Source organism: Burkholderia sp. IT-111MI5, assembly GCF_949752865.1.
Lineage (GTDB): Bacteria > Pseudomonadota > Gammaproteobacteria > Burkholderiales > Burkholderiaceae > Burkholderia > Burkholderia pyrrocinia_C.
The window spans coordinates 169,403-193,009 of record NZ_CATKIF010000073.1 but is presented as its reverse complement, the minus strand read 5'-3'; the positions used below and the strand labels follow the sequence as shown (position 1 = coordinate 193,009).

General features: G+C 67.8%; 11 protein-coding genes. 8 read left to right on the top strand and 3 right to left on the bottom strand.

Features of this window, described 5'->3' with window-relative positions; translation table 11 throughout:
* Nucleotide 1: 1 nt before the first annotated feature.
* On the bottom strand, nt 2-2,431 hold the full coding sequence (locus ACM6JT_RS35255) for a TonB-dependent receptor (RefSeq protein WP_414858212.1): 2,430 nt from the start codon (nt 2,429-2,431) through the stop codon (nt 2-4).
* A 548-nt stretch (nt 2,432-2,979) separates the two neighbouring features.
* On the opposite strand from ACM6JT_RS35255, the gene ACM6JT_RS35250 reads away from it, so the two are divergent.
* The 7 genes from ACM6JT_RS35250 (at nt 2,980) to ACM6JT_RS35220 (ending at nt 13,318) form a co-directional block, all read left to right on the top strand.
* On the top strand, nt 2,980-4,575 hold the full coding sequence (locus ACM6JT_RS35250) for a methanol/ethanol family PQQ-dependent dehydrogenase (RefSeq protein ID WP_407972602.1): 1,596 nt from the start codon (nt 2,980-2,982) through the stop codon (nt 4,573-4,575).
* Between the two features lie 79 nt (nt 4,576-4,654).
* Nucleotides 4,655-5,857 carry a c-type cytochrome gene (locus tag ACM6JT_RS35245; protein ID WP_414858211.1) on the top strand — a complete coding sequence of 401 codons (1,203 nt, stop codon included), beginning with the start codon at nt 4,655-4,657 and terminating at the stop codon, nt 5,855-5,857.
* A gap of 98 nt (nt 5,858-5,955) precedes the next feature.
* Entirely contained in the window at nt 5,956-6,270 is a 315-nt protein-coding gene (locus ACM6JT_RS35240; protein ID WP_034180793.1) for a high-potential iron-sulfur protein, read from the top strand.
* The gene (locus tag ACM6JT_RS35235; protein WP_414858210.1) at nt 6,254-8,137 is read left to right on the top strand and encodes a sigma-70 family RNA polymerase sigma factor; all 1,884 of its coding nucleotides are present in this window, start codon (nt 6,254-6,256) and stop codon (nt 8,135-8,137) included. The genes ACM6JT_RS35240 and ACM6JT_RS35235 overlap by 17 nt, the downstream gene beginning before the upstream one ends.
* Before the next feature lie 283 nt (nt 8,138-8,420).
* A complete protein-coding gene (gene acs / locus ACM6JT_RS35230) occupies nt 8,421-10,403 on the top strand; it encodes an acetate--CoA ligase (protein WP_414858209.1) in 1,983 nt (660 codons plus the stop codon).
* Nucleotides 10,404-10,621: 218 nt separating this feature from the next.
* On the top strand, nt 10,622-11,692 hold the full coding sequence (locus ACM6JT_RS35225) for a porin (protein WP_034180795.1): 1,071 nt from the start codon (nt 10,622-10,624) through the stop codon (nt 11,690-11,692).
* A gap of 219 nt (nt 11,693-11,911) precedes the next feature.
* Complete coding sequence (locus tag ACM6JT_RS35220) at nt 11,912-13,318, top strand: methyl-accepting chemotaxis protein (RefSeq protein ID WP_414858208.1); 1,407 nt, start codon at nt 11,912-11,914, stop codon at nt 13,316-13,318.
* 149 nt (nt 13,319-13,467) lie between these two features.
* On the opposite strand, the gene pbpC is transcribed toward ACM6JT_RS35220, so the two are convergent.
* Together pbpC and ACM6JT_RS35210 are read right to left on the bottom strand one after the other, a co-directional pair.
* Complete coding sequence (gene pbpC / locus ACM6JT_RS35215; protein ID WP_414858207.1) at nt 13,468-15,879, bottom strand: penicillin-binding protein 1C; 2,412 nt, start codon at nt 15,877-15,879, stop codon at nt 13,468-13,470.
* A gap of 45 nt (nt 15,880-15,924) precedes the next feature.
* Nucleotides 15,925-21,927 (bottom strand): MG2 domain-containing protein, encoded by a 6,003-nt coding sequence (locus tag ACM6JT_RS35210; protein WP_414858206.1) that lies wholly within the window; start codon nt 21,925-21,927, stop codon nt 15,925-15,927.
* Between the two features lie 307 nt (nt 21,928-22,234).
* Between ACM6JT_RS35210 and ACM6JT_RS35205 the strand changes: the two genes are divergently transcribed.
* A complete protein-coding gene (locus ACM6JT_RS35205) occupies nt 22,235-23,488 on the top strand; it encodes a lipoprotein-releasing ABC transporter permease subunit (RefSeq protein ID WP_414858205.1) in 1,254 nt (417 codons plus the stop codon).
* Nucleotides 23,489-23,607: the final 119 nt, after the last annotated feature.

Genomic DNA, 23,607 nt, shown 5'->3' with positions numbered 1-23,607 from the left:
CTCAATCCCACGCATAACGCACGCCGACCCACGCGCCGCGCGGCGCGCCCGGTCCGACGAACTGTTCGTTGACCGGATTCGCGCCGTCGAACGTGTGATTCGGCCCGTTGAAGAAATTCTGGCCGAGCACGCCGAAGCTCGCGTAGCGCTTGTCGAACAGGTTCGTCACGCTCGCGAACACCTCGAAGCGCTTCGTGATCCGATACCGCATGTCGAGATCGACGAGCACGTAGCCCGCGATCCTGCCGTTCGCGTCCTGGTTGTTCTCGTCGCCGCGCGCATACACGCCGCTGCGCCACGTGACGTTCGCGCCGATGTCCCATGCGTGCGTCGCCGCGTAGTCGAGCCGCAGCTTCACCGTGTGCGCGGGAATACCCGGGATGCGGTCGCCGGCCTTGACCGCCACGTTGCCGTTCGCGTCGGCGGTCGAGTTCGCGGGGCTGTGTTCGGTCCACGACGAGCGATAGGTCGCGTCGACATGGCTGTACGACAGCCCGACGCCGACCGGGCCGAACTGCGTGCGGCCCGCGAGTTCGATACCCTGGCGCCGCGTGTCGCCGACGTTGCGGAAATAGCCCTGCGCGCTCGCAGGACTGCTGATGAACTGGATGTCGTCCGTCAGCGTCGTGCGGTAGGCGGCGGCGCTCCAGGTCGTCGCCGCGCCGATGCGGCCGCGCGCACCGACTTCGAACGTCTTCGAGATCACCGGCTTGAGTGCCGGGTCGGCGATGAAGTCGTTCGGCAGCGAGCACGGTGCGGCCGGGTCCGCGCACGCGAGTTCGATCGCGGTCGGCGAGCGCATCCCTTCGTTGTAGGTCGCGTACGCGGTGAAGCCCGCGACCGGGTTCCAGTTGAGCCCCACCGCCGGGTTGAAGCGCGAGAACGTATGGTTGCCGTCGAGCAGCGGCTGCGAACCGCTCTCGTCGCCGATCTGCGACTTCGACCAGTCGTAGCGGCCCGACAGCGTCAGGGTCCAGTGCGGCGTCAGCGACAGCGCGTCGCTCAGGTATACGCCGAGGTTCGCATTGCGCGTCTTCGCATTCGTCTGCCGGACGAAATCGCCGATGCCGATCGCCGCGCGCGTGTCGGTGAAATACGCGTCCTGCGACGACGCGACGTAGCTCGAGTTCGCAAAGTCCGCCGCGACGCCCGCGATCAGCTGGTTCGACATCCCGCCGAGCTTGCCGAGCAGCGTGAGCTGCAGGCTGCCGCCGTAGCTGTCGGTGACGATCGTCGATTGCGCATTGGTACCCTGCGCCGTGTCGACCGTGCCGTCCGCGCCGACCGATCCGTAGTCGGTATTGTTGTTGCTGCTGAGGTTGGAATTGCGCAGGTGCCGGTAGTACGCGTTGCCGCTCAGTTCGACGTGCTCGCCGAAGAAGCGGTCGCCCGACAGCGTCAGGTACCCGGCACTGTTGCGGTTCAGGTCCGGATACGTGTACGCCTGCTTCCGGTTGTCGAGGAACGAGCGCGGGATCGTCTGGGTGCCGTACAGCGCGTTGTCGGCGCCGCCCGCGGCGATCGACAGCGTCGTGTCCGCGTCGGTGTAGCGCAGCTTGCCGAACGCCTGCCGCACGCGGCTCGCGTTGTGGTCGGCCCAGCCGCCGTCGTTCGCGACGTTCGCGGTCGCGTAGTAGTCGAGGTTCGAGCCGAGCGTGCCGCCCTGCTCGATGTCGGCGGTCTTGCGGCCCCACGAGCCGCCCGACGCTTCCGCTTCGCCGCCCGGATTCGACTTGCCGTTCTTCGTCGTGATCGCGAGCGCGCCGCCGAGCGTATTGCGTCCGTACACCGGGTTGGAGCCCGGAATCAGCTGCATCCGGTCGATCGCCTGCGCGGGCAGGATGTCCCAGTTCACGATGTCGCCGAACGGCTCGTTCACGCGCACGCCGTCGACGAACACCGACAGCCCCTGCGGCGTGCCGAGCAGCGGCGACGCGGTGAAGCCGCGATAGTTGACGTCCGTCTGGTACGGGTTGCCCTGCGCGTCCGAGATCGTCACGCTCTGCAGGTTCGCGGCGAGGAAGTCGGTCAGCGTCGCGCGATGCTGTGCGTCAAGGTCCGCCGCTCGCACCGTCTGCACGTTCGCCGGCACCTCCGACAGCGGCGTGCCGATTCCGAGCAGCGGCGTCGTGCCGACGACGACGATCGCGGGCAGCATGTCGGCCGACGCTGGCGGTGCGGCAGCGGCGGCGGCGGCGGCGGCAGCGGCAGCGGCAGCGGCAGGCGGCGCGGTGGCACCCGCCGCCGCCGTTCCGTCCGTCGCGCCGTCCGCATTCGGCTGCGCATGCACGCCCGCCGTCGACAGGCCGAACAGCGCGATCGCGCCGAGGGTCGAGCCAAAAATCGGGCTGAAAATCGCGCCGGCGTACCACGCGCGCCAGCCGCGTCGCATCGCATTACCTCGCCCGACCGCCTTTGGCCTCCTGATCATTTCCGTTGTCTCCGTCCTTGTGTTCCGCCGTGGCGCGTGCTCCAACCGAGCGGCGATATGTTTGTCGCGAAGCGAGCTTGCGATAACCGTGCCAGCACCGCAGGTTCAGCGCGCGCAAGCGTCGCAGCGCAGGCCGCGCACCATCTCCGTTCGGCATGCGCGCGTGAGGTCGCCCATCTGTCACGAGTGCCACGCCACCTGTCATGTTTGGCAACACCTCGCACACGGCGGTGTACCTGAATGCAACACCTTCGTTGACACCGTCGCAGCGCGCGCTGCGGCCCGACGCCGCACCGCGCGGCCCTCGCGCCGCGATGGCATGCGACTTGCGTGAACGGCATCGCATTCGGCCCGGAACCCCACCCGTGCCGGCGCGACGAACCGTTCGCGGCGGTGCGATCACAATGACTCAGGAGACAATCATGAAGAAACTCTCGGCTTCAGCGAGCCGGCTGGCGACGATCGGCATCGCGGCGGCAGCGGCCGTCGCGCTGAACCCCGGACTCGTCGAAGCGGCCGCGGACTACCCGGCCGTGACCTACCAGCGGCTGACCGACGCGCAACAGGATCCGGGCTGGCTGACCTACTACCGCACCTACAACGGCCGCTCGCATTCGCCGCTCAAGCAGATCGACACGTCGAATGCGAAGGCGCTCAAACAGGTGTGGGCCTACAAGTTCCCAGCCGAACTGAAGCAGGGTTTCGAGGCGACGCCGATCGTCAACGGCAATTACCTGTTCGTGACAACGCCGAAGGACAACGTCTACGCATTCGATGCGAAGACGGGCAAGCAACTGTGGAAATACGAGCCGAAGCTCGGCGCGGCATCGTTCAAGACCGCATGCTGCGACGTGGTCAACCGCGGCGTCGCGCTGTACGGCAAGAACGTCTATATCGCGATGCTGAACGGAGAAGTCGCGGCGCTCGACGCACAGACCGGCAATCTCGTCTGGAAGAAGCAGATGTTCGAGCCGGGCCTCGGCTATGCGTTCTCGCTCGCGCCGCTCGCGCTCGAAGGCGCAATCGTCGTCGGTACGTCAGGCGGCGAATACGGCATTCGCGGCTACATCGCCGCGCTGAATCCGGACGACGGCTCGGAGGTCTGGAAACGCTACACGATCCCCGGTTCCGGCGAGAAAGGCTCGGAGACCTGGCCCGACGGCATGCAGAGCCACGGCGGCGGCGCCGCGTGGCTGACCGGCACCTACGACGCGGCATCCCGCACGCTGTACTGGGGCGTCGGCAACCCCGGCCCGTGGCTCGCGGCGCTGCGCCCCGGCGACAACCTGTATTCCGACTCGCTGCTCGCGCTCGACGCGAAGAACGGCAACCTGAAGTGGCACTACCAGTACACGAGCAACGACACGTGGGACTACGACGGCGTGAACGCGGCCGTCCTCGCGGACATCCGCTACAAAGGCAAGGACTACGACGCGATCATTCACGCGGACCGCAACGGCTTCTTCCATGCGATCGATCGCACGACCGGCAAGCTGATCTATGCGACGCCGTTCGTGAAGGCGACCTCGGTCACCGGCTACACGGCCGACGGCAAGCCGATCCAGGACGAATCGAAGTTCCCGAAGGCCGGCACGACGATCGAAACGTGCCCGAGCTTCCTCGGCGGCAAGAACTGGTGGTCGATCTCGTACGACCAGGATCGCAACATCGCGGTCGTGCCTGCGCTGCACGCGTGCATGAGCCTGACCGGCAAGTCGGTCAGCTACCAGGAAGGCCTGCCGTATCTCGGCGAAGGCTTCGAGATCAAGCCCGAACCGGGTAGCGAAGGCTACGGCGAACTGACGGCAATCGACGTGAACACCGGCAAGAAGCTGTGGAGCCACTGGTCGAAGAAGCCGTGGAACGGCGGCGTCGCGACCACCGCGAGCGGCCTCGCGTTCAGCGGTTCGCTCGACGGCCACCTGTACGCGTTCGACACCGCGACCGGCAAGGTGCTGTGGGAAAGCCCGCAACTCGCGAGCGGCATCATTTCGCAGCCGTCGGTGTATGAGGTCGACGGCAAGGAGTACGTCGCCGTGCTCGCCGGCTACGGCGGCGCGAACCCGATCTGGGGCGGCCCGATGGCCGACATCGCGAAGGACGTTCCGCGCGGCGGCACGCTCTACGTGTTCGCACTCGACTGATCAGGCGCAAGCCACGGTCGCGCCCGCATGCGCCCGATGCGGGCGCGACGCCCCAACTGCTTCAACCGGAAACACGATCATGAATACTCGCCTCACTCCCGTTACCGTCGCCAGTCTGCTCGCCGTGGGCGTGGCGCTGACACCGGCAGCCGCGTCGGCCGGCGTGCGCATCTGCACGCTGCCCGGCAGCCCGACCACGGCGCTCGACCAATCCGTTGCGCGTGAAGTGTTCCGCACCGCGGGCATCGCCGCATCGTTCAACAAGCGCGGTGTCGACGACGACGGCGGCGACGACGGCATCTCCGCCAGCGAGCTGAAGAAATCGCTCGAACGCGACTGCGACGTGATCGCCGGCTTCCCGCGCTCGGAGATCGCCGATGGATCGGGGTCCAGAATGATGTTCTCGCAGGGCTATCTGCGCTCCGGCTACGTCAGCGTGTCGCTGCGCGACGCGCGAGCAACGTCCGGCGCCAAGGAAACGATCGCGGCCACGTATGGCAGCCCTTCGCAGTTGATCGCCGCGCAACAGGCCAACGCCCGTTTCGATCTGGAAAACACCAGCGAGCAAACGATCGGCGCGCTCGCCGCCGGCCGAGCGCAGCGCGCCATCGTCTGGTATCCGAGCGTCGTCGCGTACAAGCGCGCGCACCCGCAACAGCAGTTCCGGATCGCGGCGACGGCGTCGCCGTACTCGGACTGGCAACTGTCTTTCGCATTCGGGCCGGGCAAGGAAGACCTCCGGAAGCGCATCGACGCGGCCCTGTCGCGAATGAGCGGCAACGGCCGTCTCGCGGTGCTCACGCGCGGCTGGGCACTTCCGGAAACGGTCGCGCAAGCGACGGGTACGCATGCACCCGGCCGATTTCTCGACGGGTCGGTCGCATCCGCGCAGCCGGTAAGGAGCGGCTTCATCAAGGTTTCGACCAGCGAAGGCAACGACGTACCGCCGTTCGAGCAGGCGCAGGTGCAGCACGGCAAGAAGATCTATGCCGATGCCTGTGCGAAATGCCACGGCGACCAGCTCGAAGGCAATACCGCCCCCGCACTGAGCGGTGAATCCTTTGCTCCCGAAGGCAAGTCGCACATCACGATCGGCGGCATCTACCAGTACATGTCGAGCAACATGCCGGCCGATCGCCCCGGCAAGATGACCGAACAGGAATACTCGGACCTGATGGCGTTCCTGCTCTACTCGAACGGCTATGACGCGTCGAAAACCAAGCTGACCGCCGATGCCGCCAACGCGTCGAAGGCGCCGCTCATCGCCGGGCCGCGCAAGTAACGCTTCCGTCCCCTTCGTTTCGGTCCACCCGCCGCGCCGGGAAGTATTCCCGGCGCGCGGGGCAGATTTTATCTTTTCATTTCATTCAGGAAAACGACATGATCTCCCGCAATCGCAGAACCTTCATGATTCAGACGGCCGGCCTGTGTGCCGCGCTCGCGGCCGGAACCCGCGCATTTGCGGCCGCGCCGCCCGTCGACGAAAACGACGCCGCCGCGAAGACGCTCGGCTACCGCGCGAAAGCGACGACCGTCGACGCGGCCAAGTTCCCGAAGTATCAGGCAGGCCAGACGTGCGCGAACTGCCGCTTCTACAAGGGCGCCGAAGGCGACTCCTCCGGCACGTGCCCGATGTTCGCGGGCAAGACGGTCGCCGCCGAAGGCTGGTGCAACGTCTATGCGAAACGTGCCTGATCGCGCTGGCGATGCCGCGCCGCATCGCGGCGCGGACGCCGAACGCGCCGCGCATCTGCATGCGCTGATCACGCTCGGCATCGATCGCGGCTACGTGACACGCGGCGAAATCGTCGATGCGCTGCCCGACGAAGCGGCCGAAGACGCGGATTTCGACGCGGCCGCGTCGATGCTCGGCGAGCTTGGGATCGAGATGCGCGAGCATGTCGACTCGCGAAGCGCATGGACGCTCGATCGTCATTTCGCGCGAGCGACGGCCGCGACGTCGCCGCTCGCCGATGCATCGCCGCCGCTCGCGACCGCCGATCTGCTCGCGGGCCGCACGAACGATCCCGTGCGAATCTATCTGCGTGAAATGGGTGCAACGCCGCTGCTCGAACGCGAAGAAGAGATCACGCTCGCGCTTCAACTGGAAAGCGGTCGCGCGGCCTGCATCGCAGCGATGAGCCGCGATCCGGCCGCGCTGAGCGCCATCGCGTCGATTGCCGCCGACATCCGCGCGGGCAAGGCAGCAGCTTCGGTCTACGTGACAGGGTTCGTCCGCGATTCCGACACGCACGCGGAAATGCCCGCGGACTCGCCCGCGAGCGACGCGGCACCCGATCCGGATTTCGATTCGTCGCCGCTGGACGACGAATCCGACCAGTCGGCGGACGACACCGCATCGCGCGATGCCGTCGCCGAATCGCTCGACCGCGCCGCCGCGCTGGCATCGCGGATGAGCGAAACGCTGCGCACCGCAGGCTTCGCATCCGCCGGCTATCGGTCGCTGATGCGCGAGGCAGCCGAGCTGACCGGCGGAATCCGCCTTACCGCGCGGGCGATCGAGCGCATCGGCAGCGCAATTCGCGAACGCGCGACGCAAGCCCGCCGGCTCGAGAAACGCATCACGGCAACGTTGGCCGAAGCCGGCATCCTCGCCGATGCGCCGCACCACGGCCTGTTCGCGCCGTGCGACGACGTCCGCGCATGGCTCGACGCATGCACGACCGCGCATCCCGGCTGCGGCACCGCGCTCGCCCGGCACGCACCGGTGCTGCTCGAAGCGCGCACCGCGCTTGCGCAGCTTGCCGGCCAGCCGGGCCTGCCGCTCGACATCGCGATCGCGATCGACGCGCGCCTGTCGCGCATCGATCGTGCGATGCAGCCCGCGAGGAAGAAGCTGTTTCAGAGCAACCTGCGGCTCGTCGTGTCGATCGCCAAACGATATCCCGATCGCGGCCTGCAGTTCCTCGATCTGATCCAGGAAGGCAATATCGGGCTGATGAAGGCGGTCGAGCGCTACGACCACCGGCGCGGCTTCAAGTTCGGGACGTACGCGACCTGGTGGGTCCGGCAGGCCATCACGCATGCGATCGCCGATCAGGGCCGCACGATACGGGTGCCCGCGCATACGGTCGACGCGATCAACAAGCTGTCGAGGCTCGCGCGAACGCACCGGCAGCGAACCGGCGGCGTCGCCGATGCGCCCGCGCTCGCCGCGCAGTTGCAAGTCCCCGTCGGCAAGGTCCGCGACCTGATGAGTATCGTGCACGAGCCGGTCTCCGCGGACACGCCCGTTTCGCCCGATCACGACCTCACGTTGTGCGACGTCGTGATCGACCACGATGCGCCGACCCCGGAAGAAGCCGCGAGCGCCGGCCAGCTTCGCGCCGCGGTTGCGACGCTGATCGACAACCTGCCGGCGCGCGAAGCATGGATTCTTCGCTTGAGGTATGGCATCGACGTCGAAAGCGAGTATTCGCTGCGCGAGATCGGCCGACAGCTGAACCTGTCAGCCGAACGCGTTCGCCAGATCGAAGCGGCGGCGCTCGAACGGATCAGGCAATTCAGGCACGCGCCGGCGCTTCGTTCGCTGATTGCCTGACGCGGCCGTGCTGCCCTGCCGCCCGATCGCGAACCGAATCGGCCGGCCGACCACCCTCGCCGCCATACACCGGCTGTTGAGGACTGCAACACAACGTGCTGCATATCTGAACGACGATCTGCATCACGCCGCTGTCCGCGCCCCCGCCCGCTCTCCCCGGTCGATAGAAAAACGCACGGCTGCCGCGGCTTTCACCGAATGCGCACATCGATCGCCGCCGCTGGCATGCATGTTGCGTTTTCTCGAACGCAACCCGGTATCACAAGAACGTATGGAGACACTCTTGTCCACGATTGAATCGGTTCTTCACGAAACCCGCCAGTTTGCGCCGCCCGCGGCGCTCGAGCAGGCGGCGGCCATTTCCGGCATGCCGGCCTATCGCGCGCTCGTCGCCGAGGCCGAGCGCGATTACGAAGGCTTCTGGGCGCGTCTCGCGCGCGAGGGCCTCGCGTGGCACAAGCCGTTCACCAAGGTGCTCGACGAGAGCAACGCGCCGTTCTACAAGTGGTTCGACGACGGCGAGCTGAACGCGTCGTACAACTGCCTCGACCGTCACGTCGAAGCCGGCCACGGCGAGCGCGTCGCGGTAATCTTCGAGGCCGACGACGGCACCGTCACGCGCGTCACCTATGCCGATCTGCTCGCGCGCGTGTCGCGCTTCGCGAATGCGCTGAAAAAACGCGGGATCGGCAAGGGCGACCGTGTCGTCATCTATATCCCGATGTCGATCGAAGGCATCGTCGCGATGCAGGCCTGCGCGCGCATCGGCGCGACCCACTCGGTCGTGTTCGGCGGCTTCTCCGCGAAATCGCTGAACGAGCGGCTCGTCGACGTCGGCGCGGTTGCGCTCGTCACCGCCGACGAGCAGGCGCGCGGCGGCAAGACGCTGCCGCTCAAGAGCATCGCTGATGAAGCGATCGCGATGGGCGGCTGCGAGGCCGTTAAGAGCGTGATCGTCTATCGCCGCACCGGCGGCAAGATCGACTGGCATGCGGGCCGCGACCTGTGGATGCATGAGATCGCGGACGGCGAGTCGGATCGTTGCGAACCGGAATGGGTCGGCGCCGAGCATCCGCTGTTCATCCTGTATACGTCGGGCTCGACCGGCAAGCCGAAGGGCGTGCAGCACAGCACCGGCGGCTACCTGCTGTGGGCCGCGCAGACGATGAAGTGGACCTTCGACTGGAAGCCGACCGACGTGTTCTGGTGCACGGCCGACATCGGCTGGGTGACTGGCCACACGTACATCACGTACGGCCCGCTCGCATGTGGCGGCACGCAGGTCGTGTTCGAAGGCGTGCCGACCTACCCGGACGCCGGGCGCTTCTGGAAGATGATCGGCGACCACAGGGTCAGCGTGTTCTACACCGCGCCGACCGCGATCCGCTCGCTGATCAAGGCGGCCGACGCCGACGACAAGGTGCACCCGAAGAGCTATGACCTGTCGAGCCTGCGCATCATCGGCACGGTCGGCGAGCCGATCAACCCCGAAGCGTGGATGTGGTACCACAAGCACGTCGGCCAGGAGCGCTGCCCGATCGTCGATACGTGGTGGCAGACCGAGACGGGCGGCCACATGATCACGCCGCTGCCGGGCGCGACGCCGACGGTGCCCGGTTCGTGCACGCTGCCGCTGCCGGGCATCATGGCGGCCGTCGTCGACGAGACGGGCCAGGACGTGCCGAACGGGCAAGGCGGCATCCTCGTCGTCAAGCGCCCGTGGCCGGCGATGATCCGCACGATCTGGGGCGACCCGGAGCGTTTCAAGAAGAGTTATTACCCGGAAGAACTCGGCGGCACGCTCTATCTGGCCGGCGACGGCACCGTGCGCGACAAGGACACCGGCTACTTCACGATCATGGGCCGGATCGACGACGTGCTGAACGTGTCGGGCCACCGGCTCGGCACGATGGAGATCGAGTCGGCGCTGGTGTCGCACGAGCTCGTTGCCGAGGCGGCCGTGGTCGGCCGGCCGGACGATACGACGGGCGAGGCGGTCGTTGCATTCGTGGTGCTGAAGCGTTCGCGTCCGGAAGGCGAGGAAGCGGCGGCGCTCGCGAAGACGCTGCGCGACTGGGTCGGCAAGCAGATCGGGCCGATCGCGAAGCCGAAGGACATCCGCTTCGGCGACAACCTGCCGAAGACACGCTCGGGCAAGATCATGCGGCGCCTGCTGCGCTCGCTCGCGAAGGGCGAGGCGATCACGCAGGACACGTCCACGCTCGAGAACCCGGCCATCCTCGATCAACTGAACCGTTCGATGTAACACCGCCCGCTCCGCCGGGCGCTCCGCTTCACCGCGGCGCCGGAGCGTGGTCGCGTGCCTGCTCTCCATGCCGGGCACGCGGCCGCATTCCGGCGCAGCACGACGCACCGCCGTGCGTTCCCCGACAGCACGGCAGACAGACGGCACGCATCGATTCCGCCGTCGCAGCATTGATTAGTCGTACGTATTACAAAACTTGACAAAAACGGAGACAGACGATGAAGAGCAGGACATGGACGATTTGCGCGGCGCTGCTCGGCGCGGCGGCAAGCACGAACGGCTTCGCGCAGAGCAGCGTCACGCTGTACGGCGACCTCGACGCGGCGTTGCTCTACACGAGCCGGTCGCTCAACTCGGCGACCGGCGCCAATGCCGGCCGCCAGTTCGCGCTGACCGACACGGGCATGACGCCGACCAACTTCGGCATGACGGGAACCGAGGATCTCGGCGGCGGGCTGCACGCGAAGTTCAAGCTGGAGAGCGGCTTCAACATCACGGACGGCGCGTTCGGCCATTCGAACGGCAACTTCTTCGGCCGCCAGGCGTGGGTCGGGCTCGGCGGCGACTTCGGCGAGACGAAGGTCGGCCTCCAATTCTCGCCGTTCGTGCTCGCGGTGCTCGGCTCGGACCCCCGCAATATCTCGCACTTCGGCGCCGCACTGATCCCGTACGTCGACAACGTGCTCGTCACCGGCCTCTTCAACCCGAACGCGATTTCGTACACGAGCCCGACGATCGGCGGGCTGACGGGCAGCGCGATGTTCGGATTCGGCGGCAAGGCCGGGGACTTCCAGGCGGGACGCCAGTATTCCGGCAGCCTCACCTATACGAACGGCGGCTTCATGCTCAACGCGGCGCTCTACGACGGCAACGGCGGCACGTCGCCGACGCCGGTGTCGAGCACGGTCGCGTTCGTCGGCCGCACGATCGGCACCGCGTATACGTTCGGGCCCGTGACCGGCAAGGCGTCGTTCACGAGCTACAAGGTCGCCGGCTCGTTCAGCAACAACGTGTATAGCGCCGGCCTCGACTATCGCGTCACGCCGGCCCTCGACCTGAACACCGGCGCGTGGTACACGACCGATCGCAACGATTCGCACAATCATTCGCTGCTCGCCGCGGTCGGCGCCGATTACAGCCTGTCGAAGCGAACCGGCCTTTACGCGCAAGTCGGCGTCGTCAACAACCACGGCGCGATGAATACGGGCCTCGGCATCACGGGCGGCGCGTTGTTCGGATTGCCCGGCACGACGGTCGGCGCCAACGTCGGCATCCACCACGTGTTCTGACGCGGCCCATCCGGACGGGCGATCGGCATTCGCTCGTCCGGCTCCCGCGTCAGAAGACGGTCGCCGCAAAGACGGGAAACGCGCGGCGCCGGCCCGCCGATTTCCGAACCTGACGTTTACCCGATCTCAAGTCGGCGGCCACGCTGCCGTCAAGTCAGGTGCGCACACCCAGCATCCGTCAACGACCGGGAATGCGTGCCCTCAAGGAGACCCAGCAACGTGAACCTCTTCGGAATCGGCCGCGGCCGCCGTTCATCGCGCGCGCTCGTCGGCGACATCGCCGAGCAGGCCGGCAAGCTCGGCATCGAGATCTGCGACGTCTCGGGCCATGTCGAGGAAGTCGCCGCCCGCGTCGCCAGGCAGGCGGAGGTCTGCCACACGCTGCGTGAATCGGCCGCCGTCACGCTGCGCGGCAACCACCGGATCGCCGAGGCCGCGCAGCAGGTGCGCGCCGTCAGCGCCAATGCGTCGAGCGCGGTCCAGAAGTCGCAACAGACGATCGAGGCATCGCTCGCCGACATCCACGGCCTCGTCGAGGGCGTCACCTCGATCGGCAGCCAGATGGGCGCGCTGCGCGACGCGCTCGATCACGTGCGGGCCGTGTCCGAGGAGATCTCCGTCATCGCCCGCCAGACCCACCTGCTCGCGCTGAACGCCGCGATCGAGGCCGCGCGCGCCGGCGAGTCGGGCCGCAGCTTCGCGGTCGTCGCGGCCGAGGTCAAGAACCTGTCCGCGAAAACCGGGCAGGCGACGGCCCAAATCGAGACGACCCTCGCGCGCCTGGCCGAGCAGACCGAACACCTGATCGCGGAAGGAACCGACAACGCCGCGCGCGCCCATCGCGTCCGCGAGGGCACGCGCACGATCGGCGAGGTCGTGCACACGACGGGGCACGCGATCACCGAACTCGCCGGCGAAGCCGAACAGATCGCGTCGCTGACGGACGAGATCGAGACGCAGTGCCACCGTCTCGAGGAACAGGTTGGCGAAATGGCGACCGGCGTCGAGGATTCGAGCGACAACTTCTCGCAGGCCAAGGACCGGCTCGGCAACCTGCTCTCCGTCTCCGAGACGCTCATCGAACTCACGGCCGCGACCGGCATCGAATCGCCCGACACGCGTTTCATCGACACCGCGCGGAACACGGCCGCTGCGATCAGCAACCTGTTCGACGATGCGGTCGCGCGCGGCGATATCGCGCTCGACGCGCTGTTCGATTCGAACTACGTGCCGATTCCCGGCACTGACCCGCAGCAGTTCATGACGCGCTTCACGGCCTTCACCGATCGCGTGCTGCCTGCCATCCAGGAGCCGGTGCTCGAAATCGACGAACGCATCGTCTATTGCGCCAGCTTCGACCGGCAGTGCTACCTGCCGACCCACAACCGGAAGTTCTCGCTGCCCCAGCGCGCAGACGCCGCGTGGAACGCGGCGAACTGCCGGAACCGCCGGATCTACACGGACCGGACGGCGCGCACCTCCGTGTCGCATACCAAGCCGTTCCTGCTGCAGACCTATCGGCGCGACATGGGCAACGGCAACTTCGCGTTGATGAAGGACGTCTCCGCGCCCATCGTTGTCGGCGGACGGCAATGGGGTGTCCTGAGGATCGGCTACAGCGCGTGAATCGGCGCTAGCGGGCCGCCCGCGCAGCGCACGGAGCGCCGGCCCGGACGGATCGCACCAGCGACCGCCCGCTCCGGCGCCCCGACCCGCTTCACCGCGTTCGTCTGCCGCATGGGCGAGATCGCCGCGATCGATGTCGTCGCGCGCCCCTACTGCTCGAGCCCGACCGCCAGCGGCCGCTGATCGCTGCGCCCGTGATCGTCGACCACCCGCACCGCATAGCTGCCGGCCGTGCGCGGCTGCCAGAACAGCGCGTCGCCCGGCACGCTGCGGCCGACATACGCATCGTTGACGAACCAGTACAGCGCATGCGCGCTCGCATCGGCCGTCGCGTTGAATGCGATACGCGTATCGTCCGCGCTCTTCACGCGCATCGCATAAGTACTGCCGCGCAGCGGCGACGTGATGCGCGGCGGGTCGCCGTCCACTTGCCCCGCATCGCGGCAGTCCGCATTCTGCGGCGGCCGCCGGCGCGGAATGCCGGCCTGCGCGAACACCTGCTGCAAATCCGACGGCCAGAACTCGAAGATCTCCGTATGCGTGCGCTTGCCGTCGTACGGAGGGCACGCGGCCTTCCCCGTCGCATCGTCGATCACGACGGGCCGGTGCACGGTGCTCACGCGGATCGGCGACGTGCCCGGAATGAACCACGTCCAGCCCTGTTGCGGGCACCATTCGTTCGGCAAGTCGCCGCTCGCAAGGCAGATCCGCACGCGCTTCAGGTGCGGCGGCACCGCGCGCGGCGGCTCGACGAGCGTGCGCTCGGCGTTCAGCGCGTCGACGATCTGGAAGAACAGCGGCGCGGCCGCATCGACGCCGACGAAGGCCGTGTTGGTCGAGTTGTCGAAATTGCCGACCCACACGACCAGCACATACGGGCCGAACACGCCGGCCGTCCACGCATCGCGGAACGACCATGACGTGCCGGTCTTCCAGTAGACGGGCACGCCCGACGGCTGTGCGCCGCTCGTCTCGTCGGGGCGCAGGTGCTGGCGCAGCATGTCCATCGTCATGTAGCTGGCCTCCGCGCTCAGCAGGCGCCGGCCGGGCGCGGCCGGTTGGTCCGCGCGCAGCCGCAGCGGCCTGAACTCGCCGCGATTCGCGAGCATCGCGTAGAGCGCCGCGAGATCCTGCATCGTCACTTCGCCGCCGCCGAGCACGAGCGCGAGCCCGTAGTGCTGCGCGCTCGCGAGCCGGCGCACGCCGGCTTCCTGCAGGAAGCCGTACAAATCGGGCGACTTGAGCTGCGACGCGACCCACACGGCCGGCACGTTGCGGCTGCGGTTCAGCGCATCGGTCGCGGTGATCGGCCCGAGGAAATGGCCATCGAAATTCTCCGGCGCATACGGGCCGAATGCGGTCGGCACGTCGCGCAGCACGGTCTGCGGATGCAGCACGCCCTGGTCGAAGCCGAGCGCGTAGATGAACGGCTTGAGCGTCGAGCCCGGCGAGCGCCGCGCGAGCGTGCCGTTCACCTGCCCGTCGATCGTGCGATCGAAGAAGTTCGCGGAGCCGACCAGCGCCTTCACGCCCAAGTCGCGCGTATCGACGAGCAGTGCGGCTGCGTTGCGCACGCCGCGCGTGTCGTTGCGAGCGACGTAGCGCGCGATCTGCCGTTCGAGCGTGCGCTGCAGATCGAAATCGAGCGTCGTCACGAGCCGCGCGCCGGCGTCGTTCGTGTCGTCGGCGTTGCCCGATGTCGTGCGCCACGCGCTGCGCACGGCGAGCGCCTGGTCGACCGCGTGCGGCGCATCGAACGGCAGCGCCGACAGCGGCCGCATCGCGAGCGGCAACGCGAACAGCGGCTTGAGCGACGCATCGCGCGGGTGCTTCGTCAGCCAGCGTGCGTACAGCCGGTTGCGCGACGCGGCCAGCGCGCGGTTGATCTCGTCCTGCCCGCCGCGCACGCGTCGCGCCGGGTCCTGCGGAATCACCGCGAGCGCGAGCGCCTCGGGCAGCGTCAGCGCGTCGGGCATCCGGTCGAAATAGACGACGCTCGCGGTGCCCGCGCCTTCGACGTTGCGGCCGTATGGCGCATCGTTCAGATAGCCTTCGAGGATCTGCCGCTTCGAGTAGAAAAGTTCGAGCTGCACCGCGCGCGCGACCTGCTCGAGCTTGCCGGCCGGCGTGCGCGTGTTCAGCCGCCACAGCGAGCGCGCGAGCTGCATCGTCAGTGTCGAGCCGCCCTGCGGATTGCCGCCGCGCACGTACGTGATCCACGCGCCGCGCGCGAGCCCGTACGGGTTGAAGCCCGGATGCCACCGGAACCAGCGGTCCTCGTGCAGCATCACGGCTTCGACGAGCTGCGGCGACATCCGGTCGAGCGGCACCCACAGCCGGTAGCGGTCGTCCTTCGCGAGCGTCAGGCGCAGCAGCCGGCCGTGCGCGTCGACCACCGCGACCGACGACGGCTTCCAGTCGCGCAGCGGCGGATGCGGCCACAACCGGCACGCGGCCAGCGCGCCGAACACGAGCAGCGCGCCGGCGATCCAGTTCTGCCAGCGATGCAGCCAGCGACCGGCGCCGTGCAGCGCGCGCCGGAGCACGGATGCGTCAGCCACGCGCGGGCACTCCGGCCGCCCGGCACGGCCAATGCAAGCGCACCGTCATCGCACGCGCTCCACCGTCAGCGCCGTGCCGCCCGGCGCCTGCGCCTGCACGCGGCGGTCGTACATCGACTCGCCATACGCAGGCGGCGCGACGAAACGGCCCGCGTTGCTCGCCTTGATCCGGTAGACGAACTCGCGCACGTCGGTCGTCGCGGTGCCGTAGATCACCACGCGATCCTCGCGCACGTCCGCGAACTGCGGCTGCCACGTCGAACCCGTCACGCCGATCGGCGAGCGCCACGGCGCATCGGCCGCAGGCGCCGACGCGCCGCCGTCGCCATTGCCTTCGCCGTCCTGCGCGTCGGTCGCGGGCGGCGGCGCGAGCACCGGATCGAAGCCGCCGGGCAGCAGGTCGACGATCGCGACGTTGCCGACGTTCGCCGAGCCCGTCGCACGAATCTTCAGGTGCACGTCGATCTCCTGGCCGAGCGTGATCCTGGCGAGCGGCTTGCCGTTCGTGTCGGTGTAGTCGCGCACGATCTCGAGCCCGTTCTTGATCGCCTTCGTCGACGTGCCGCGGTCGTAGCCCGACTGGCTCGCGACCCACCACGCGGGCAGTGCGCTGCCGTTCACGAAGTCGACGCGCGACGCGCCGGCCGCCCACGTACCCGAGCGCACGAGGTTCGCCTGGATCGACGACACGTCCTTCGGCACGGCGCCCCCGCGCGCCTCGTTGATCGCGAGCTGATCGAGCTGGCCCGCGTTCGACGCCGCATACGCATCGAGCGCGAGGATCGTCATCGCCGACGACAGCGTGTTGTAGCGGTTGTCGACCAGCGGCGCGGCGATGTTGTCCATCGCACGCGGCGACAGCTTGCGCACGCGCTCCGGGAAGTGCTTCGCGAGCAGGTACAGCACGCTCGCGTCGCGCGTCAGCGGATCGATGTAGTAGCCGGTCGCGTAACCGCCGTCGGAAGCACGCTTGCGTTCGAGCAGCGCCTGCGGGCCTGCGATCAGCGCGGCGGCCTCCTTGTCCTGCTTCAGCAGTTGATACGACGCGGCGAGCCATGCGGCCGCGAGATCGCTCTTCCAGTCGTTCGGATACGCATCCTGCAGACGCTTCTGCACGGCCGCGAGGCTGTTGGTCGTCACGTTGCCCTGGCGCGTCAGCAGGTACACCGCATACGCGCGCTGCCGCAGCAGGTCGAGCGAGCCGAGCGAATCGTTCGCCGCAAGCTTCTGCAGATACTGGTTGCCCGCGTCGAGCATGTCCTTCGGCACGGCCGTGCCGCGCTCGCGCGCGTCGAGCAGCACGTGCATCGCATAAGCGGACACGAACGGATCGGCATCGGGCGTCGCGCTCCACAGGCCGAAACCGCCCTGCGCATTCTGCCGGCTGCGCAGCACGCCGAGGAACTGCACGATCGCGCTCGCATTCGCCGCGTCGGCGCCGGCTTCGGGCGCATGCATCGCGCTCGTCAGCGCACGCACCGACAACCACTTCGACGCGAACACGCGCGGCACGACCGAACTCACCATCTGCTCGCTGCAGGTGTGGTCGAAGTTGACGAGGTACGACGACAACCCCTCCGACAGCACGAGCGGCGCGGTCGAGATGCTCGCGTCGCGCGATGCATACGCGTCGTACATCGGCCGCAGGTTCGGCACGCTCGCCTTCTTGCCCGGATCGAGCCGCGCGATGTCGAGCTGCGTGCGGAACGCGGCGGCCGGCCGCACCGACACGTCGACGCGCTGCTGCGCGCCCTTCGCGCCGTAGCGCGCGCCGAACGACAGCATGCCCGAGCCGAGCGTGTCGGTCGCCTTCACGCGGAACAGCGCGACGCCCTCGTGCTGCGGCGCGAGCGCGACGTTCTGCGTCGCCGGCCCGATCACCTGCAACTGCGGACCCGTCTTCAGCGTGACCGCGACCGGCACCGGCTGGCTGCCGACGCCCGTCAGGTTGTTCGCGACGCCGACGCTGACGTCGGCCTCGTCGCCCGGTGCGAGCGTCGTCGGCACGTTCGGCGACAGCACGAAATCGCCGCGCACCGTCGTCGCGCCTTCGAACGTGCCGACCAGGTCCGGCGACACCGACACGGCCATCACACGCAGTTTCCCGTTGAAGTAATCGGGCACCGTGTAGCTCAAACGAGCGTCCCCATTCACGTCGACGATCCCCGACCAGTAGACGACCGGCTTGTCGCGCTTGCGCTTGAACGGGTTCAACTGGCGGCCGATCGCATCGTCGGCGTCGCCGCCGGGCGCGGCCATCGCCATCAGCTTCTCGAAGTCCGGCAGGATCAGGTCGAGGATCTGCGACGTGCCGACTTCGAGCATCCGCTTGCGGAAGAAGAACTTCAGCGGATCGCCGAGCTTGTAGCGCGCGACCTGCAGGATGCCTTCGTCGACGGCGAACACGACGACCTTCGCGGGTTTCGCCGAATGCACGGTGAAGGTGGCGGTTTCCCCCGGTTTCACGAGCGCCGGCGCGTCGACGGTGAGCGCATTGCGGCGCGCGTCGAGGTTCACCGAGAACGGCACGACGCCGTAGCTCAGCGGGCTCATGAAGATCTCGTCCGACGACGGATCGCGGATGTACTGCACGTTGATGTAGCCGTTGCCTTCGAAGCCGGCCGGCACCGTGATGTGCTGGATCGAGCTCGTCGTGTCCGCATGGAACCATGCGTGCGCATACACCTTGTCACGCTCGATCGTGATCAGGCCGCTGCCCGCGTAAGGCGCGCGGATCGCGATCTCGACCTGCTCGCCCGGCTTGTAGTCGTGCTTCGCGAGGCTTACCTGCAGCTCGGCGTTGCGGTCGAGCGAACGCGTGACGTTCGCGTCGCCCGCCACCGAATACTCGATCCGGTTCACCGCGGTGCCGTCCGCGCGGCGGATCACGAGCGCATAGCTGCCCGGCTTGTCGGTGCGCAGCGCGAAGTCGAGCCCGGCCGCCGGAATCGTCAGCGGCTTCTCGTCGACCGGCACTTCCTTCAGCCGCGAATCGTATTTGTACGCGCCGGAATCCTGCTTGGTCAGCACCGACACGTAGCGTTCCTCGACGAGCTGCGCGCGCAGGTCCTTCACGTCGATCGCCTTCGCGCCCGGGTCGATCGCGACGAGCCGCACCGTGCGCGGGCTGCCGCGCTTCACGTAGCCGAGATCGTCGACCGACTTGTAGCCGACGAGCCAGTCGTTGTTCGACACGAGCGTCTGCGCGTTCGCGGCAACGTTGCGCCCGCCTTCCGCTTCATACGCCTTCGCCTGGAAGTAGAGCTGGTAGGTCGCGTCCGCGTACTTGTCGAGATCGAGGTCGAATTCGGCGTGGCCGTGGTCGTCGGTCGTGCCGTCCTGCAGCGTCGTCGTATAGCCTTCCTTCGCGCGGCGTGCATCGAAAAAGCGATAGCCCTGCCAGCTGCGGAACGACGGCCATACCGGGCGCAGTGTCAGCGTCGCCGCGACGCGACGCTTCTCGGCCGGCGTGCCGAACAGGTTCTGCGCATCGACGATGCCCTTCAGCCCCTTCGGCTTCACCCACCCTTCGACGACCTGCTGCGACAGCTTCGCGTCGACCTTCATCCGGTCGGGCAGGAATTCCTTCACCTGCACCGTCGTGCTGCCGATCGGCTCGGCGCCCGGCTGGCCATCCTTGACGATGTACAGGTTGACCGTCCACGTGCCGGTCGGCGACGTTTCGGCCGTCGTATAGCCGAGCTCCGTGAAGCCCGTCGCATCGACGGTCACCGGCTTGCGCTCGACGGTGATCCCGCGCGGATCGACGATCTCCGCCTGCAGCGGCACGCCGGCCGGGCTGCGCGCCCAGCTCGCCGCGCGCACGATCAGGCCGATGTGGAACGGATCGCCGGGCCGGTACAGGCCGCGATCCGAGAACAGGTACGCGGACAGCTGCCCCTGGCCCGTCGCGTTGCGTTCGCCGTCGACGTCGAAGCGCGAGAAATCGAGCTGGCGATCGCGGCCGGCCACCGGCAGGAACGACAGGTCGCCGTCCTTCTTCACGACATACAGTTGCGGACGCTTCTCGCGGTCGAGCCCCTTGAACGCGGGGAAATGCACGACGCCGTCGGCGCTGGTGGTCTGCGAGAACAGCGTCTGGCCGTTCACCGCGAGCACCGACACGGTTGCGCCCGCAACCGGGCGGCCGTTGCGGATCGACTGGACGAACACGTCCTGGCTGCCGTCCAGCCCGCGCTTGACCAGCATCCCGAGATCGGTCACGACGATCAGGCGCGTGTCGCCGAGCGCGTTGTCGCTGTCGTCGCCGTTGCCGTTGCTGTCGCCCGAATCGGCGTTGTCGGACTGATCCTGGCTGCCGTCGCCCGACGATGCATCGTTATCCTTCGCATCGTCGGCTTTCTTCTTTTCGGCCGCCGGGTCGTATTTCGACAGGTGCAGCAGGAACACGCCGCGCTTGCCGCCCTTCAGGTACTGGCCGAGATCGATGCCTTCGTAATGCGCCTTGCCGGGGTCGCCGGCCGGGAACGCGCGCTTCTGCACGAAACGCTCGACGATGTGATCCTCGCTGAACGAATACGACAGCTCGGGCCGCGCGTACGTGCCGTTGTTGAAGCTCACCAGATGCTGGAGCTGGTCGGGCACCACGCGGCCGATCTCGACCTTCATCCCCGGCAGGTTGCGCGACACGACCGACAGCCGCTTGCTGCCGCTCATCGACAGCAGCGAGCCGTCGGCCATGAAGCGCAGCAGCTTCGGGTAGTCGGGCACCGTGAACGCGGTCGTCACCGGCGCGCCGAGCAGATAGCCGCCAGCCGATTTCAGGTCGCCTTCGAAACGCACGACGATGCGCTCGCCCGGCGTCGCGTGATACTTGAAGCTTTGCAGCGTCGCGAAGTCGTTCTCGGTCGGCACCGCTGCGAGCGGCAGCGGCTTCGACTGCTTGAGCACCGCATCGCTGATGTCGGCCACGGTCCATTCGTACGGTGGATCGTCGTCGGACTGATCGACGCCCGGCTTGCGCTTCGGCAGCACCCACGCCTTCGCGCGCGCGGCGAGATCGGCGCTGCGCACGCCGTCGGACGTTTCCGCGACGAGCACCTGCTCGGGTTCGTAACGCTCGTTGTCGACGAGCGTCGGCGCGACGTTGCCGATGGTCAGGCTGTAGAGCCCCGGCACGCCGACCGACGCGTGCAGCACGGCCGGCGTGCCGTCGCCGCCGCGCGCGCTCTTCACGCCCTTGTCGACGTCGAGCCGCACCGACAGCGGATCGCGCGGAATCTCGAGCGGCTGCGAATAGACCCACGCGCTCGTCTTCATCTTGTCGTAGTTGACCGTGTAGCGCAGCGGCGACACGGTCTTGCCATCGCGGCCGACCAGCACGAGGCCGACGCGCTTCTCGAACTCGGCCGGATCGACCGGATAGTTGAAGCGCAACTGCAGCAGCGCCTGCTTCTCCGCCGGATTGTCGGGATTCTGGTAGAACCGGTTGTCGCCCGACTGCGCGGTGAAGGCCGGCAGGTCGAACGCGAAATGGTCGTCCTGCATCACCACCTGCGGCGCGAACACCTGGCGCACCGCGAAGCGCACCTCGACGTGCGCGCCGACCGGCCAGTCGGCCGCCGGCGTGAAGCGCAGCGTCTTGTCGTCGGCCCACTCCCACGCGCCCTTCAGCGCGGGCGTCATCTCGATGCCCTGCCCGGCCGGCTTGCCGACCAGTTCGATCGGCGCGGCCGAGCGGGAGAACGCCACTTCGAGCGGATGCACGGTGATCTTCGGCTTGTCGCTGTCGTCGACCTCGTAGGTCGTGATCGCCGGCGCCTTCACGGTAAAGCCGACGGTTTCGGGCTCGGGCGGCTTCGGGCGATGCTTGAACCAGTATCCGCCGTAGCCGAGCGCGGCCGCGAGCAGCACGATGCCGCCGGCATGCCACGGGCGGCGGCGCACGGCCGCGGCGGTGATGCCCGCCCACGCGGGCGCCGTCCATGACACGTCGCCGACCAGCGGCCGCAGCACGCGGCCGAGCAGGCGCCAGACGAAGCCCGCCGCGCGAATCGGCAGGAGCAGCAGGAAACGCAGCAAATCCATTTTGTTATTTCCTTGTCAAGGACGTGCTGCCGGCTGCGGCGACGTACCCCGAGATTTATTGGTCTGTGACGGCGCGGCCCTGGTTGCGCCGTAAATGCTTGGAATGTTTTGTTCGACCGGATGCTGGCCGACATTATGGGTCAGAGCCGAAACGATGGAAATATCGGTGTGTCGGCGCGCAACGCAGGCGAATGACCGGCCGGTCGGGTAGCCACTCCGCCCGCCCCCTGACCTCTACACACACTCGCGCCGCGTTCGCTAGAATGCGCGGCTCGACGTGGTTCGTATCGAATTGAAAGGAAATCGCTTGAAACTCCCGTTCGAATGGCAGATCGGGCTGCGCTATGCGCGCGGCGGCCGGCGCTCGGCCGGCGACGGCTTCGTGTCGTTCATTGCCGGCGCCGCGATGGCCGGCATCGCGCTCGGCGTCGCCGCGCTGATCGTCGTGCTGTCGGTGATGAACGGTTTTCGCACCGAGGTGCGCGACCGGATGCTGTCGGTGCTCGCGCATGTGGAAATCTTCTCGCCGTCCGGCGCGCTGCCCGACTGGCGGCTCACCGCGCACGAATCGCTGCAGAACCCGGCCGTGCGCGCCGTCGCGCCCTATGTCGACGCGCAGGCGCTGCTGACGAACGCGGGCAGCGTGACGGGCGTCGCGCTGCGCGGCATCGATCCGGTGCTCGAGCCGCGCGTGTCCGAGATCGCGCGCAAGCTGAAGACCGGGCGCCTCGACGCGCTCGTGCCGGGCGAAATGGGCATCGTGCTCGGCGCCGCGCTGGCCGACGCGCTGCACGTGACAATCGGCGACCGCATCACGTTCTTCGCGCCCGGCAACGGCGCGCGCATCGGCGACGCGCTGCCGCGGTTCCGGCAGTTCAACGTGGTCGGCACGTTCGAGTCGGGCCACTATCAATACGACAGCGCGCTTGCGTATATCCATATCAGCGATGCGCGGAAGCTGTTCAACGTGTCCGCGCCGACCGGCATCCGGTTGCGTCTCGACGATCTGCAGCGCGCGCCGGACATCGCGCTGGCGCTGTCGCGCACGTTGTCGGGCGATCTTTATATCCGCGACTGGACGCGGCAAAACCGTACGTGGTTCGAAGCCGAGCGGCTGCAGAAACGCATGCTGTCGCTGATCCTGATGCTGATCGTCGCGGTCGCCGCGTTCAATCTCGTATCGTCGCTGGTGATGACCGTCACGCAGAAGCAGGGCGACATCGCGATCCTGCGCACGCTCGGCGCGCCGCCCGGGTCGATCACGAAGATCTTCGCGATCCAGGGGATGACGATCGGCCTCGCCGGCACGCTGGCGGGCGTCGCGCTCGGCTGCGCGATCGCGGTCAGCATCCCGTGGGTGCTGCCGGCGATCGAGCAGCTGCTCGGCATCCGCTTCCTGACGCCGTCCGTGTATTTCCTCAGTTCGCTGCCGTCGAAGCTCGCGGCGATCGACGTGATCGAGATCGCCGCGGCCGCGTTCCTGATGTCGTGCGTCGCGACGCTGTACCCAAGCTGGCGTGCCGCGCGGGTCCGGCCGGCCGAAGCTTTGCGCGACGAATAGGCGCGGCGTCCGGCGCGGGCGTTACGCGATGTCGTGGAAACCGGCGCTGTTGCCGTCGTCCAGCGTGACCGGAATCGTCACGCCCCTCTCTCTTTTCAGGCTGTTTTTGATTGTTTACG